12 protein-coding genes are annotated in these 15129 nt (G+C 70.2%); 8 read left to right on the top strand and 4 right to left on the bottom strand.

Annotation, left to right across the window (positions count from 1 at the left end):
• Nucleotides 1-27 precede the first annotated feature (27 nt).
• From glpK to HED23_RS09575, 3 genes are all read left to right on the top strand, one after another.
• Nucleotides 28-1545, top strand: a complete 1518-nt coding sequence (gene glpK, locus HED23_RS09585) for a glycerol kinase GlpK (RefSeq protein ID WP_203182978.1) — start codon at nucleotides 28-30, stop codon at nucleotides 1543-1545.
• A gap of 98 nt (nucleotides 1546-1643) precedes the next feature.
• Nucleotides 1644-2249 (top strand): XRE family transcriptional regulator, encoded by a 606-nt coding sequence (locus tag HED23_RS09580; protein WP_203182977.1) that lies wholly within the window; start codon nucleotides 1644-1646, stop codon nucleotides 2247-2249.
• 102 nt (nucleotides 2250-2351) lie between these two features.
• Nucleotides 2352-3239, top strand: coding sequence for a class I SAM-dependent methyltransferase (locus tag HED23_RS09575; protein WP_203182976.1), 888 nt, complete (start codon nucleotides 2352-2354; stop codon nucleotides 3237-3239).
• 107 nt (nucleotides 3240-3346) lie between these two features.
• Here HED23_RS09575 and HED23_RS09570 read toward each other — a convergent pair whose 3' ends face one another.
• The 4 genes from HED23_RS09570 to HED23_RS09555 form a co-directional block, all read right to left on the bottom strand.
• Nucleotides 3347-3775 carry a VOC family protein gene (locus HED23_RS09570; protein WP_203182975.1) on the bottom strand — a complete coding sequence of 143 codons (429 nt, stop codon included), beginning with the start codon at nucleotides 3773-3775 and terminating at the stop codon, nucleotides 3347-3349.
• Between the two features lie 455 nt (nucleotides 3776-4230).
• Nucleotides 4231-6435, bottom strand: a complete 2205-nt coding sequence (locus HED23_RS09565) for an MMPL family transporter (RefSeq protein ID WP_203182974.1) — start codon at nucleotides 6433-6435, stop codon at nucleotides 4231-4233.
• Between the two features lie 589 nt (nucleotides 6436-7024).
• The gene (locus HED23_RS09560) at nucleotides 7025-8083 is read right to left on the bottom strand and encodes a 2-oxoacid:ferredoxin oxidoreductase subunit beta (RefSeq protein WP_203182973.1); all 1059 of its coding nucleotides are present in this window, start codon (nucleotides 8081-8083) and stop codon (nucleotides 7025-7027) included.
• On the bottom strand, nucleotides 8076-9965 hold the full coding sequence (locus tag HED23_RS09555) for a 2-oxoacid:acceptor oxidoreductase subunit alpha (protein ID WP_203182972.1): 1890 nt from the start codon (nucleotides 9963-9965) through the stop codon (nucleotides 8076-8078). Before HED23_RS09555 ends, HED23_RS09560 begins: the two co-directional genes overlap by 8 nt.
• A 319-nt stretch (nucleotides 9966-10284) precedes the next feature.
• Here HED23_RS09555 and HED23_RS09550 point away from each other — a divergent pair, with 319 nt between their 5' ends.
• The 5 genes from HED23_RS09550 to HED23_RS09530 are packed head-to-tail and all read left to right on the top strand — an operon-like array spanning nucleotide 10285 to nucleotide 15125.
• Nucleotides 10285-10968 carry a phosphoadenylyl-sulfate reductase gene (locus HED23_RS09550; RefSeq protein WP_238441895.1) on the top strand — a complete coding sequence of 228 codons (684 nt, stop codon included), beginning with the start codon at nucleotides 10285-10287 and terminating at the stop codon, nucleotides 10966-10968.
• Nucleotides 10965-11876 carry a sulfate adenylyltransferase subunit CysD gene (gene cysD, locus HED23_RS09545; protein ID WP_203182970.1) on the top strand — a complete coding sequence of 304 codons (912 nt, stop codon included), beginning with the start codon at nucleotides 10965-10967 and terminating at the stop codon, nucleotides 11874-11876. The genes HED23_RS09550 and cysD overlap by 4 nt, the downstream gene beginning before the upstream one ends.
• Nucleotides 11876-13177 (top strand): sulfate adenylyltransferase subunit 1, encoded by a 1302-nt coding sequence (locus tag HED23_RS09540; RefSeq protein ID WP_203182969.1) that lies wholly within the window; start codon nucleotides 11876-11878, stop codon nucleotides 13175-13177. The genes cysD and HED23_RS09540 overlap by 1 nt, the downstream gene beginning before the upstream one ends.
• The gene (locus tag HED23_RS09535) at nucleotides 13174-14262 is read left to right on the top strand and encodes an ABC transporter substrate-binding protein (RefSeq protein ID WP_203182968.1); all 1089 of its coding nucleotides are present in this window, start codon (nucleotides 13174-13176) and stop codon (nucleotides 14260-14262) included. Before HED23_RS09540 ends, HED23_RS09535 begins: the two co-directional genes overlap by 4 nt.
• Nucleotides 14263-14315: 53 nt before the next feature.
• Entirely contained in the window at nucleotides 14316-15125 is an 810-nt protein-coding gene (locus tag HED23_RS09530; RefSeq protein ID WP_420803026.1) for an ABC transporter ATP-binding protein, read from the top strand.
• Nucleotides 15126-15129: the final 4 nt, after the last annotated feature.

The following is a 15129-nucleotide window of genomic DNA, read 5'->3' as shown; positions in this document are numbered from 1 at the left end:
CGACACCGGCCGGAGAGGCGGCACATCATGGCGGACTTCATCGGCGCGGTGGATCAGGGGACCACCAGCACCCGATTCATGATCTTCGACCACGGCGGCAACGAGGTCGCCAGGCACCAGCTGGAGCACACCCAGATCCTCCCCCGCTCCGGCTGGGTGGAGCACGACCCGGTGGAGATCTGGGAGCGCACCAACTCGGTGATGCAGAACGCCCTCAGGAACGGCGGGCTGTCCGGGGACGACCTGGCTGCGATCGGAATCACCAACCAGCGCGAGACCACGGTGGTGTGGGACCCGCGCAGCGGGCGGCCCTACTACAACGCGATCGTCTGGCAGGACACCCGGACCGACGCGATCGCGGCGAACCTCGAACGGACGGGCCAGGGCGACGTCATCCGCCGCAAGGCAGGACTGCCGCCGGCCACCTACTTCTCCGCGGGCAAGATCCAGTGGATCCTGGAGAACGTCGACGGAGTGCGGGAAGCGGCGGAGAAGGGCCACGCCCTCTTCGGCAACACGGACGCCTGGGTCCTGTGGAACCTGACGGGCGGCCCCGACGGCGGCATCCACGCCACCGACGTGACCAACGCGAGCCGCACGATGCTGATGGATCTGGAGACCCTCGACTGGGACGACGAACTCCTGGGCTTCTTCGGCATCCCCCGGGCGATGCTGCCCACCATCAATCCCTCGTCGCACCCGGAAGCCTTCGGCACGACACGCACCTCCCGGCCGCTGCGAGCCGCCGTCCCCATCGGTGGGGTCCTGGGCGACCAGCAGGCGGCCACGGTCGGGCAGGTCTGCTTCTCACCCGGCGAGGCCAAGAACACCTACGGCACGGGCAACTTCCTGGTGCTCAACACCGGAACGGAGCTGGTCCGCTCGCAGCACGGCCTGCTCACCACCGTGGCGTACCGGTTCGGCGACAGCCCTGTGGTCTACGCGCTGGAGGGATCCATCGCGGTGACCGGCTCCGCGGTCCAGTGGCTGCGCGACCAGATGAAGATCATCAAGACCGCGGCCGAGAGCGAGGATCTGGCCCGTACGGTCGACGACAACGGCGGCGTGTACTTCGTGCCCGCGTTCTCGGGCTTGTTCGCCCCCTACTGGCGCTCCGACGCACGAGGGGCGATCGTCGGCCTGGCCAGGTACAACGACAACGCGCACCTGGCACGAGCCACTCTGGAGGCCATCTGCTACCAGAGCCGCGACGTGGTCGAGGCCATGGAGCAGGACTCCGGCGTCCACCTCGACGTGCTCAAGGTCGACGGCGGGGTCACCGCCAACGACCTCTGCATGCAGATCCAGGCCGATGTCCTCGGCGTCCCCGTCAGCCGCCCCGTCGTCGCCGAGACAACCGCGCTCGGCGCCGCCTACGCAGCAGGACTGGCCGTGGGCTTCTGGCGGGACACCGACGAACTGCGCACCCACTGGGCCGAGTCCGAGCGGTGGGCTCCCCGGTGGTCCGAGGAACAGCGTGCGGAGGGTTACGCGGGCTGGAGGAAGGCCGTGGAACGCACGCTCGACTGGGTGAACGTCCCCTGACGCGTCCGGCGCACCGCCCGTGCGCCGGACGGTGCGCCTGACGTGCGGCCGGAAGCCGGCCACGCCCCGGCTTCCGGCCAAGGCATACGGTGACGCCCATGACGCACGACGACGCCGAGCTGGACAGCCTGGTACGCGCACGGATCCGGGCCCTGCGTATGGCGCAGGGCTGGTCACTGGAGGAACTGGCCGGCCGGGCCGGCGTCAGTCAGTCCACCCTGAGCCGCATCGAGAACGGCCGGCGCCGCCTGGCGCTGGATCAGCTGGTCACCCTCGCCCGCGCCCTGGACACGTCCCTGGACCAACTCGTGGAGACCGCCCCCGACGACGTCGTCATCAGCCCTCTGATCGACGGTGCCCGTGGCCAGATGCGCTGGCCCGTCAAGGCCGACCCCGGCATGACCGTCATCCGCCAGCGCATCACCGACCCGCCCCCCGACAACCCCTCACGCATGCGCGCCCACCCCGGCCGGGAATGGCTCGTCGTCCTGTCCGGTACGGCGCTCCTCATGCTGGGCCACCGCCGCTTCCGCATCGAGACCAACCAGGCGGCGGAGTTCCCCACCATGCTGCCTCACACCATCGGCGCCGAGGGCGGGCCCTGCGAGGTCCTCGGCATCTTCGACCGCGATGCCCGCCGCGGTCACCAGCGCGACGGCACCGGCAAGGATGCCGACGGCGGATCGGGAGACTCCCGCACCTGACGCACCCCGGCGTTTTGCGTGTACGGCACCGCAGGCGACCACTTTCTTGCCGATGGCGCAATCGATCATGCTTCACAGGCAATGTCGCCCTACCGTGAGGGCATGACCCACGCAGACCGGCACACCGCCCACCACGGCATCGACCACGGCACCCACCACGCTCCCCGGCCCGTGGCCGACTCACACGATCAGGCAGAGCTCCTCGACCTGGACGCGGAAGTCCTCGCCGAGCACATCGCGGCGATCACCACCTGGCTGCCGGTCGGGGCGGCCCCCCAAGAGATCGTGGACCTCGGCTGCGGGACGGGGACCGGCACCTTCGCCCTCCTCGGCCGGTTCCCCGAGGCGCACGTCACCGCCGTGGACTCGTCGGCCGAACACCTGCACCGTCTGCGGGAGAAGGCGCGCGCCGAGGGCGTGCAGGAGCGCGTCCGCACCGTGCAGGCCGACCTCGACGCCGCCGACTGGCCCGGCCTCGGCACACCCGGCCTCGTATGGGCCTCCGCCTCGATGCACCACATGGCCGACCCCGACCGGGCCCTGCGCCGCGTCCACGACCTGCTCGCACCCGGTGGTCTGTTCGCCGTCGTCGAGCTGGCGGGCTTCCCGCGATTCCTGCCCGAGGGCGCACCGGAGGAACGGCCCGGTCTCGAGGACCGCTGCCATGCCGCCACCGACCGCTTCCACGCCGAGCACGTGTCCCACCGTGGCGCCGACTGGGGGCCGATGCTCACCGCCGCCGGATTCGCCGTCGAGGGCGAGCGGACCGTCGCCGTGAACATCGAGGACTCCCCCGACGGGGCGGTCGGCCGCTACGCCCTGGCCACCCTGCGAGGCATCCGCGGCGCCGCCGCGTCGGAGCTGCCGCACGAGGACCTCGCCGCTCTCGACCGGCTCCTCGACACGGACGGCCCCCACAGCGTCCTGCGCCGCACCGACCTCGTGGTGCGCACCGAACGCAGCGTGTGGGCCGCGCGCCGCACGAACTGAACCGCCCGCGGTCTCCCGCAGGGCTGACGGCGGCTCACCGGCCGCGTACACCGTCGCCGGAGCCGGGCGCCCGCACCCGGTGGGACGAATCCGAAGCCGGAGCGCGCTCAGGCGACTGCCGTCGCCCCCCACTCCTCCGGTGCCACGTCACGCATGTGCTGCGTGAACTCCCACAGGTGGCCTTCGATGTCACGGACGAGGTACTGACGCAGTCCCCACGGCTTGTCGACCGGCGGGTGCAGAGGCTGGGCACCCGCCGCCGTGGAGAGCTCGCAGTGCTTGTCCACGTCCGGGACCCAGACGATGGTCTGCTTGCAGGTGTGCCCGTCGGTGCAGGTGAACCTTTCGTCGGCGCCCCTGACCATGACGATCCCACCGCCGGTGTCGAGGTCGGCATGGTGGATGGTCCCCGACACCGGCTGCCTGAGCAGCAGGCGGAATCCGAAGACCTCGACAAGCCACTCGACAGCACGATCGGGGTCGGCGTAGGCGAGTTCGACGACCACTCGCGGGAAACCCTTCTCCGGGTCGTACACGTTGCTTCCTTTCGCTCGGCCCACCCTGCGGCGCTCACCGGGAAGGGTCCTCCACCGCCTCGTACGCGTGTCCCGGCGCCCGTGGTGCCGTACCAGGGGTGGGTCCCACTCACGCGGTCGGACCGGCCGGAGAGCGTGCCGCCCGGGTTCCGCCGTGGCCACAGCTCCTCGCCGTCCGGTGAACAGAATTATCGGCACGGCGCGGCAGCACGGGCCAGCCGTTGAAAGACCTCCGCAAGAGACCCGTCGACGGCCTGCCCGCAAGGGCCCGGCCGAGGGACCACGACCGGGGGCGGTGCTCCGGCGCCCCGCCGGATCAGCCGAGCGGGGGCGCGCGGCCCGGTCGGCCCGCGCACACGGAGGTGGTGGTGCTCCGGCCCGAGGGCCGGAGCACCACCACCTCCGGGCGCACGCCCGGCCCCTCCCGGATGCCGCGGGGAGGGACCGCTGCCGCATCAGGAGACCGGAACCCGCTCCCGTTCGGTCTCGACCGGCTCGCCCTCGGTGAGGCCCACCCGGTCGTGCAGTCTGCGCAGGCCCCGCGGGGCGTACCACGCGGAGCGGCCCAGCAGCCGCATCGCCGCGGGGACCAGGACGCCACGGACCAGGATCGCGTCGATGACGACGGCCAGGCCGGCCCCGATACCGAACATCATCAGGAAGCTGATCTCGCTGGTGCCGAAGGCGAAGAAGCTCACCGACAGGAGACCCGCGGCGACCGTGACGATGCGTCCGGTCCTGGCGAGTCCCTGGGTCACCACGGACTCGCGGTCGCCACCCGCGTCATGGAGTTCCTTCATACGGCTGGTGACGAAGACCTCGTAGTCCATGGAGAGGCCGAAGGCCACGCAGAAGAAGAGCACCGTCATCGAGGTGTCCAGCGGCTGCGGAGTGAATCCGAGCCAGGAGGAGAGATGACCGTCCTCGAAGATCCAGACCAGCACACCGACCGAGGCGGTCAGACTGATCGCGTTGAGTACCAGGGCGCGCAGCGGCTGGACGACACTGCCGGTGAAGAGGAAGAGCAGGACGAAAGTGGTGATGCCGATCAGACCCGCCGCGATGGGCAGCCGGACGCCGATGGCGTGCTTGGAGTCGACCAGGCGCGCGTCCTGGCCGCCGACCAGCACTTCGGTGTCCGCGGGCGGGTCCACCGCGCGGATGTCCTTCACCAGGCCCTGAGCCTTGTCCGACTTGGTCTCGTAGCCGATGGTGACGACGAGCCGCTGTGCGTCGTCCCGGCCGAGGGCCTCGGCCGCGGGGGCCGGGCGGTCGGGCCGGCCGTCGCGGTAGGAGCCCGTACTGGCAGCCACCCGTTCGACGCCGTCCAGGCGTGAGAGTTCACGGGCGTAGTCCTGGAAGCCGGCTCCTGTGGAGCCGTTCAGCGCGACGACCTGCACGGCGTTGTTGTCGTCGCCCGGGAAGTCCTCCTTGAGCTGCGTGGCCACCTGCCGGCTGCCCGCGCTCTCGGGCAGCACGCGTTCGTCCGGCGTGCCGAAGGTGACGGAGAGCAGCGGGCTCGCGGCCAGCAGCATCAGCGCGAGCACCGGAAGCGCCGTCAGCGCGGGCCGGCGCATGACCAGAGCGGCGAGCCTGCCCCAGAAGGGCGTGTCGGCGCGCTGCGCACGCGCGGCCCAGGGCATGCGGCCCTTGTTCACCCGGGGCCCGAGGACGGCGAGCAGCGGGGGGATGACGAAGAGGGCGCTGAGCGCCGAGATGATGACGACGCCGATGCCCGCGTAGGCGAAGGAGCGGAGGAAGAAGGGCGGGAAGATGAGCAGTGCGGCGAGTGCGGCGACCACGGTGGCCGCCGAGAAGACGATGGTCCGGCCCGCGGTCTGCACGGTGCGGCGCAGCGCCTGGTCGACGTCGGCCCCGGCGGCCAGTTGCTCGCGGAAGCGGCTGACGAGCAGCAGGGCGTAGTCGATGCCGAGGCCCAGGCCGAGGGCGGTGGTCAGGTTGACCGCGAACACGGAGACGTCGGTGACGCTGCCGATGACGAAGAGCTCGGCGAAGGTTCCCATGATCGCGAACATCCCGATGACCAGCGGGAGCAGCGCCGCGACGATGCTCCCGAAGGCCAGTACGAGCAGGATGAGCGTGATGGGGACGGCGATGCTCTCGGCCACCACGAGGTCCTTGCCGACCTGGGTGGTGACGTCGTTGCTCACCGCGGAGAGTCCGCCCGCCTGGACGTCGACGCCGTCCTTGACGCCGCCGTACTCCTCGATCAGCGCGTCGGCCAGGTCGGCCCGTTCGTTCTCGTCACCCTTCACATGGGCCAGGACGAGTGCCTTCTTGCCGTCGTGCGAGGTGAGCGCCTTGTTCCCGGTGCCCCAGTACGAGATGACGTTGGCGACCGTGGAATCCTGCCCCAGCCCCTCGGTGAGAGAGCGGCCGCGTTCCTCGACGGCAGGCGAGTCGAGCGGGCTTCCGTCCGTGGCGCGCACCAGGAAGACGAGGTCCGTCTCACCGCCGAACTTCTCCTCGATGGTGTGCTGAGCGCGTGCCGAAGGGGCGTCGGGATCGTCGAAGCCGCCGCTGAGCAGCTTCCCGAACGCGCCGACCCCCAGAGCTCCCATGAGGACGACGGCTACGGCACTGATCGCTAGAAGTAACCGGGCCCTGCGCAGTGCGAGGTCGGCGATCTTGGTGAGCACGGTGGGGACTCCCCTTTGCTGTGTCGAAGGCTTCACGGCCTCCGGGCCCACCCCGTCCGTGCGGAGCCGACGGGCCGGGGGCCGGGGCGGTGTTGCTGCTGTGCCTTCGGATCCGAAGCGGGGCGCGGGCCGGTGCGGCCACGGGGCCCGCGCCCCGGGGCCGCACCGGCCACGGACCGGATGCCGGCCGAGCATCCGGGGCGCGCCGGCCGACCCACGGGGAACGGCACAGACCGCCCTCCGCATGGGGAGAGTGGCATCGCCAGAATAGACAGTAGAACTACCCGTTGTCTACTGATGGCGAACCTGCCAGGCCCGGCCCCGGGCGCATCGCCCACGCCGTCGCCCGGCCCGGGTGACGACCCGCCAGGCCGTCGGCACACAGCGGCTCGCCGGCCCTGCGGGGAGGCCACGCGCCAGGCGGAACCGGGCCGGACGAGGGAGGGACCGGACGGCCGGAGCCGGGACGGGCGGCCGGGGCGGGACGGGGCGGCCGGAACCGGGACGGGGTTGGCGCGGGGGGCGGGGCGGGGTGATGCAGGACGGGACGAGGTGACGAGGGAAGGGGCGGGATGTAGATGACGGTGGTTCAGCCGATGACGGTCCAGGTGTCGTTGCCTGCGAGCAGGGCGCCGAGGTCGCCCTTGCCGTGTTGTTCGATCGCGGTGTCGAGCTGGTCGGACATGAGGGTGTCGTAGACGGGGCGTTCGACGCTGCGCAGGACGCCGATGGGTGTGTGGTGCAGGGTGTCGGTGTCGGCGAGCCGGGTCAGGGCGAAGGCGGTGGTGGGGCTGGGGTTGTGGGCGTCGTGGACGAGGATCTGTGACTGGTTGTCCTCGGTGACCGTGACGACGGTGAGGTCGCCGGTGAGGGGGTCGCGGACGACGCCCTTGGAGTCCTGTGTGCCGAAGCGGATGGGCTTGCCGTGTTCGAGGCGGATGACCGCTTCCTGGGCGCGTTCCCTGTCCTTGAGTACCTCGAAGGCGCCGTCGTTGAAGATGTTGCAGTTCTGGTAGATCTCCACGAGTGCGGTGCCGGGGTGGTCGGCGGCCGCGCGCAGCACACCGGTGAGGTGTTTGCGGTCGGAGTCGACGGTGCGGGCGACGAAGGTGGCTTCGGCGCCCAGGGCGAGGGAGAGCGGGTTGAAGGGGGCGTCGAGGGAGCCCATGGGTGTGGACTTGGTGATCTTGCCGACTTCGGAGGTGGGGCTGTACTGGCCCTTGGTGAGTCCGTAGATGCGGTTGTTGAAGAGGAGGATCTTGAGGTTGACGTTGCGGCGCAGGGCGTGGATGAGGTGGTTCCCGCCGATGGACAGTGCGTCGCCGTCGCCGGTGACGACCCAGACGGACAGGTCGCGGCGGGAGGTGGCCAGGCCGGTGGCGATGGAGGGGGCGCGGCCGTGGATGGAGTGCATCCCGTAGGTGTTCATGTAGTAGGGGAAGCGGGAGGAGCAGCCGATGCCGGAGACGAAGGTGATGTTCTCCTTGGCCAGGCCGAGTTCGGGCATGAAGCCCTGTACGGCGGCGAGGACGGCGTAGTCGCCGCAGCCGGGGCACCAGCGCACTTCCTGGTCGGACTTGAAGTCCTTCATGGACTGTGTGCCCTCGGCCTTGGGGACCAGGTGGAGGAGTTCGTTGGTGTCAGGCATCGATGGCCTCCTTGAGGGCGGTGGCGAGCTGCTCGGCCTTGAAGGGCATGCCGTTGACCTGGTTGTAGCTCTGTGCGTCCACGAGGTATTTCGCCCGGAGGAGGAGGGCGAGCTGGCCGAGATTCATCTCCGGGACGACGACCTTGTCGTATCTGCCCAGGATTTCGCCGAGATTGGCGGGGAAGGGGTTGAGGTGGCGCAGGTGGGCCTGTGCGATGGTCTCGCCGGCCGCGCGCAGGCGGCGTACCGCGGCGGTGACGGGTCCGTAGGTCGAGCCCCAGCCCAGGACGAGGGTCCTCGCGCCGGCGGGGTCGTCGACCTCGAGGTCGGGGACCTGGATGTTGTCGATCTTGGCCTGGCGGGTGCGGACCATGAAGTCGTGGTTGGCCGGGTCGTAGGAGATGTTCCCGGTGCCGTCCTGTTTCTCGATCCCGCCGATCCGGTGCTCCAGGCCCGGGGTGCCGGGTACCGCCCAGGGGCGGGCCAGGGTCTGCGGGTCCCTTTTGTAGGGCCAGAACACCTCGGTGCCGTCGTCGAGTTGGTGGTTGGGTCCGGTCGCGAACTGTGTCCGCAGGTCGGGGAGGGTTTCGGTGTCCGGGATCCGCCACGGTTCGGAGCCGTTGGCGAGGTAGCCGTCGGAGAGGAGGAAGACCGGGGTGCGGTAGGTCAGGGCGATCCGGGCGGCCTCCAGAGCGGCGTCGAAGCAGTCCGCCGGGGTCCTGGGCGCCACGATCGGCACGGGTGCCTCACCGTTGCGCCCGTACATGGCCTGGAGCAGGTCGGCCTGCTCCGTCTTGGTCGGCAGGCCGGTGGAGGGGCCGCCGCGCTGGATGTCGATGATCAGCAGCGGCAGTTCCAGCGACACCGCCAGACCGATCGTCTCCGACTTCAGCGCCACACCCGGACCCGACGTCGTCGTCACACCCAGTGACCCGCCGAACGCCGCGCCGAGCGCCGCACCGATCCCGGCGATCTCGTCCTCCGCCTGGAACGTCCGCACACCGAAGTTCTTGTGCCTGCTCAGCTCGTGCAGGATGTCGGACGCCGGAGTGATCGGATACGAACCCAGATACACCGGCAGATCCGCCTGCCGGCCCGCCGCGATCAGCCCGTACGACAACGCCAGATTCCCCGAGATATTGCGGTACGTGCCCGTCGGGAAAGCCTGCGACGCCGGAGCGACCTCGTAGGAGACCGCGAAGTCCTCCGTCGTCTCACCGAAATTCCAGCCCGCGCGGAACGCCGCCACGTTCGCCTCGGCGATGACCGGTTTCTTCGCGAACTTCGACCGGAGGAATGCCTCCGTCCCCTCCGTCGGACGGTTGTACATCCACGACAACAGCCCGAGCGCGAACATATTCTTCGACCGCTCGGCCTCCTTACGGGAAAGACCGAACTCCTTCAGCGCCTCGATCGTCAACGTCGTCAACGGCACCGGATGCACGTTGTACGCCTCGAGTGATCCGTCTTCCAGGGGGGATTGTGTATAACCGACTTTCGCCATCGGGCGTTTGGTGAATTCGTCGGTGTTCACGATGATGTCGGCCCCGCGGGGCACATCCGCGATGTTCGCCTTCAGCGCGGCGGGATTCATCGCGACCAGCACGTTCGGGGCGTCACCCGGTGTCAGGATGTCGTGGTCCGCGAAATGCAGCTGGAACGACGACACGCCGGGCAGCGTGCCGGCGGGCGCCCGGATCTCGGCCGGGAAGTTCGGCAGCGTCGACAGATCGTTCCCGAACGACGCCGTCTCCGACGTGAACCGGTCACCCGTCAACTGCATCCCGTCACCCGAATCACCCGCGAAACGGATGACCACCCGGTCCAGGCGGCGTATCTCGCTCTTTTCCGCCGCGTGCGCGATCGCCCCGGCCTCAGGCATCGTCCCCCACCCTCATTCCCTCTTCGACGTCCCGCGTTCCCGAGGGCCGGCCCGCCGGCGAATACCGGAGAAACCTCACGGTGGCACCCCCTCGGAATCGCCACTCCTGGTCCGGCGGATCGTGGCAGCTGTCGCTTACGTCACGCTGACGTCCGGCTGAGGAACCCTCCTTCCCCGCTCCCGGGTCAGCGCGACGTCAGCGTCGTGTATGGCGCCCCGGTTAGCCTGCGCCAGCCGTTCTGCGACGAGGTGTGTGCAACGTGCCCATCTCCTGTCCTTTCTCGGCTCCCCACTCGAAGAGATGTCGAGAGGACTTCGGATGCACGAACTCAAGCAACTCGCCACCCGGGCCGGACGGGAGCTGGAAGAGGCCCCGGCGCTGGACATCCTTCGCTGGGCCGCGGACACCTTCGGCTCACGTCTGTGCGTCACCTCCTCGATGGAGGACGCGGTGGTGGCCCATCTCGCCGCGCGTGTGCTGCCCGGAGTGGACGTCGTGTTCCTCGACACCGGCTACCACTTCCCCGAGACCCTCGGCACACGGGACGCGGTGGAGGCGGTCACCGACGTCACACTCGTCACGCTGCTCCCCCGGCAAACGGTGGCCGAGCAGGACGCGGAGCACGGCCCGGAGCTGCATCGGCGGAACCCCGACCTGTGCTGCCGGCTGCGCAAGACCCAGCCGCTCGAGGAGGGGCTGGCGCCGTACAGCGCCTGGGTGACGGGGCTGCGCCGGTTCGACTCCCCGGAACGCGCCGGGACGCCGGTCGTCAGCTGGGACGAGGCGCGGCAGAAGGTGAAGATCTCCCCGATCGCGCGGTGGACGCGGGAGGACGTGGACGCGTACATCGACGAGCACGGGGTGCTGGTCAACCCGTTGCTCTCGGACGGCTACGGCTCAGTGGGCTGCGCCCCCTGCACCCGGCGGCTGCTCCCGGGCGAGGACGCCCGGGCGGGCCGGTGGGCGGGGAGCGCCAAGACGGAATGCGGGATCCACACATGACGACCGAGACAGACGTACCGCTGCGGCACCTGGAAGCGCTCGAATCCGAGGCGGTGCACATCTTCCGCGAGGTGGCGGGTGAGTTCGAACGCCCCGTCATCCTCTTCTCGGGCGGCAAGGACTCCATCGTCATGCTCCATCTGGCGCTGAAGGCGTTCGCCCCCGCACCCCTGCCCTTCTCGCTGCTGCACGTCGACACCGGGCACAACTTCCCCGAGGTGCTCGACTACCGCGACCGCACGGTCGCCCGGCACGGGCTGCGCCTGCACGTGGCGTCGGTGCAGGAGCACATCGACCGCGGGGCCCTGCGGGAACGGCCCGACGGTACGCGCAATCCGCTGCAGACCGTGCCGCTCGTCGAGGCCATCCGCGAGCACCGCTTCGACGCGGTGTTCGGCGGCGGACGCCGTGACGAGGAGAAGGCCAGGGCCAAGGAGCGGGTGTTCAGCCTGCGTGACGAGTTCGGCGGCTGGGACCCACGCCGCCAGCGCCCCGAACTGTGGCAGCTGTACAACGGCCGGCACGCCCCGGGCGAGCACGTGCGGGTCTTCCCCCTCTCCAACTGGACCGAGCTGGACGTGTGGCAGTACATCGCCCGCAACGGCATCGAGGTCCCCGCGATCTACTACGCGCACCGGCGCGAGGTCTTCCTGCGGGACAACATGTGGCTGACCCCGGGCGGATGGGGCGGGCCGAAGGACGGCGAGCCCCTGGAGGTCCGCACGGTGCGCTACCGCACCGTCGGTGACATGTCCTGCACGGGGGCGGTCGACTCGCACGCGGCGGACCCCGACGCGGTCATCGAGGAGATCTCGGCCTCACGGCTCACCGAGCGGGGAGCCACCCGGGCCGACGACCGTGTGTCGGAGGCCGCCATGGAGGACCGCAAGCGCGAGGGATACTTCTGATGACGACCGCACCCGAACACTCCACCCTGCTGCGCTTCGCCACGGCCGGGTCCGTCGACGACGGCAAGTCGACCCTGGTCGGCAGGATCCTGCACGACTCCAAGTCCCTGCTCGCCGACCAGTGGGAAGCGGTCGAGCGTGCCTCCCTAGCCCGGGGCCAGGAGACGCCCGACCTCGCGCTGCTGACGGACGGCCTGCGTGCCGAGCGCGAACAGGGCATCACCATCGACGTGGCCTACCGCTACTTCGCCACCTCGCGCCGCAGCTTCATCCTGGCCGACACTCCAGGCCATGTGCAGTACACCCGCAACATGGTCACCGGGGCCTCGACCGCCGAGCTGGTCATCATCCTGGTCGACGCACGGCAGGGCGTGGTGGAACAGACCCGCCGGCACGCGGCGGTGGCCGCGCTGCTGCGGGTCCCGCACGTCGTGCTCGCGGTGAACAAGATGGACCTCGTCGGCCACGCCGAGTCCGTCTTCGCGGGCATCGCCGACGACTTCATCGCGTACGCCAGGTCTCTTGGCGTTCCCACGGTGACCACGATCCCCGTCTCGGCGCTCAACGGCGACAACGTGGTGGCCCCGTCGGCCCACATGGACTGGTACGGCGGGCCGACGGTCCTCGAACACCTGGAGACCGTCCACATCGGCTCCGAACCCGCCGGGGCCCCCGCCCGGCTCCCCGTGCAGTACGTCATCCGTCCGCAGACGGCGGAGGACCCCGACTACCGCGGCTACGCGGGGATGATCTCGTCCGGAACACTGCGAGTCGGCCAGGAGGTCACCACCCTTCCCTCCGGGCACAGTTCGGTGATCAGCGCCATCGACCTGCTGGGGCGGCGGGTGGAGTCGGCCCGTGCGCCGCAGTCGGTGACCGTGCTGCTCGCGGACGACCTCGACATGTCGAGGGGGGACCTGCTCGTGCCCTCCGACTGCGTACCCGTGGCGTCCCGGGACGTCGAGGCCACGGTCTGCCATCTCGCCGACCGGCCACTGACCGTGGGTCAACGGGTGCTGCTCAAGCACACCACCCGCACCGTGAACGCAGTCGTGCGGGAGATCGTCAGCCGGGTGACCCTCGACCCGCTGTCCCAGCACACCGCTCCCGGCCGGCTGACGGCCAACGACATCGGCCGGATCAAGGTCCGTACGGCGGCACCGCTCGCCCTGGACCCCTACGAGGTGTCCCGCCGCACCGGCTCTTTCCTCCTCATCGATCCGGCCGACGGCACCACGCTGACGGCCGGCATGGCCGGCGACTCGTTCGCCGCGCGGGCCCCGGGGGGGCCGGACACATGAGACCGTCACAGCGTTTCGGATCCGCCCTGGCGCTCCTCGCCCTCTGCGCCCTCAGCGCGTGCGGTTACGGCTCGCAGCGCGTCGACAGCACCGCGAAGGTGCTGCCGAAGGGCGCCGAACTCTCCACCACCGAGGTGCGGGTCGGGTACTTCCCGAACCTCACGCACGCCACAGCGCTGGTCGGGGTGCGTGAAGGCCTGATCCAGAAGGAGCTCGGCGGCACCAAGCTCTCGACCGCGACTTTCGGGGCGGGACCCGCCGCCATCGAAGCTCTGGCATCGGGCTCGATCGACCTCGCCTGGGTCGGCCCGTCACCTGCGGTCAACGGCTACACCAAGCTCGGCGGCAAGGGCCTGCGCATCGTCGCGGGGGCCGCGTCCGGCGGGGTCAAGCTGGTCGTGGACCCGAAGAAGATCAAGACGGTGGCCGACGTGAAGGGCAGGCGCATAGCGACCCCCCAGCTCGGCAACACCCAGGACGTGGCCCTGCTGCACTGGATCTCCACGCAGGGCTGGCACGTCGACCCGGTGTCGGGCCGTGGTGACGTGTCCGTGGTGCGCACGGACACCAAGATGACGCCGAACGCCTACCGCTCCGGTTCCGTGGACGGAGCATGGGTCCCCGAGCCGACCGCCTCCCTGCTGGTCGAGCAGGGAGCGAAGGTACTGCTGGACGAGTCGCGGCTGTGGCCCGGCGGCCGGTTCGTGATCACCAACCTGGTCGTGTCGCAGCGCTTCCTCGATGAGCACCCCGACGTGGTCGAAGCCGTGATCCGTGGTTCGGTGGCGGCCAACGCGTGGATCGCCGACAGCCCCGAGGAGGCCAGGCGTTCCGCGAACGAGGCAGTGCGGGAGCTGACGGGCAAGGCACTTCCCGCCGAGGTCGTCCGGACGGCCTGGTCCTCCCTCGTGTTCACCGACGACCCTCTGGCCGCCACGCTGGGTGCCCAGGCCGAACACGCCACCGAGGCCGGTCTGCTGGAAAACCCCGTGCTGCGCGGCATCTACGACCTCGGCCCCCTGAACCGGGTCCGCGCACAGGCGGACCGGCCCCCGGTGGACGACGCCGGGCTCGGAGTGCCGTGAGGGACGACGTCGTCCGTGCCGTCCGCCCGCCCCGCACCCAGGAGTTGACTCGCGTGCATCCGACAACGATCACGGAACAGGCCGCCGCGCCCGGAACGGCCGTCCTCGAGCCCGCCGCCCCCGCGGTGCGGGTGGCAGGGGTCCACAAGACGTTCGGCCGGCCCGGGGGCGAGCAGACGGTCCTCCAGGACATCAACATCGACGTGATGCCGGGCGAGTTCATCTGCCTGCTCGGATCCTCCGGATGCGGGAAGTCGACCCTGCTCAATCTGGTCGCCGGCCTCGACGAACCCTCCTCGGGACGGATCGAGATTCCGTCGGGCCGGCCCGCGCTGATGTTCCAGGAGCACGCGTTGTTCCCCTGGCTGACGGCGGGCAAGAACATCGAGCTGGTCCTCAGGCTGCGGGGCGTCGACCGGGCCGACCGCCGGTCCCGGGCCGAGGAACTGCTCGCCCTGGTCCGGTTGCAGGACGCGTACGGCAAACGCGTCCACGAACTCTCCGGCGGTATGCGGCAGCGCGTCGCACTCGCCCGGGCACTGGCTCAGGACTCCGAGGTGCTCCTGATGGACGAGCCGTTTGCCGCGCTCGACGCCATCACCCGCGACGTCCTGCACGAGGAGCTGACCAGGATCTGGCAGTCCGCCGGCGTCTCCGTCGTCTTCGTCACCCACAACGTCCGCGAGGCGGTCCGTCTGGCCCAGTGCATCCTGCTGATGTCCTGCCGGCCTGGCCGGGTCGCCCACGAATGGCGGATCGGCCTCCCGCAGCCGCGCCGCCTCGAGGACCCGGCCGTGGCCGAGCTGTCCGTGGAGATCACCAACCAACTGCGCAAGGAGATCCGACGCCATGCCCGAGACTGAGAAG

It is taken from the genome of Streptomyces pratensis, from assembly GCF_016804005.1.
GTDB classification, from domain to species: Bacteria; Actinomycetota; Actinomycetes; order Streptomycetales; family Streptomycetaceae; genus Streptomyces; species Streptomyces pratensis_A.
This window is presented reverse-complemented; position numbering and strand designations above follow the sequence as displayed.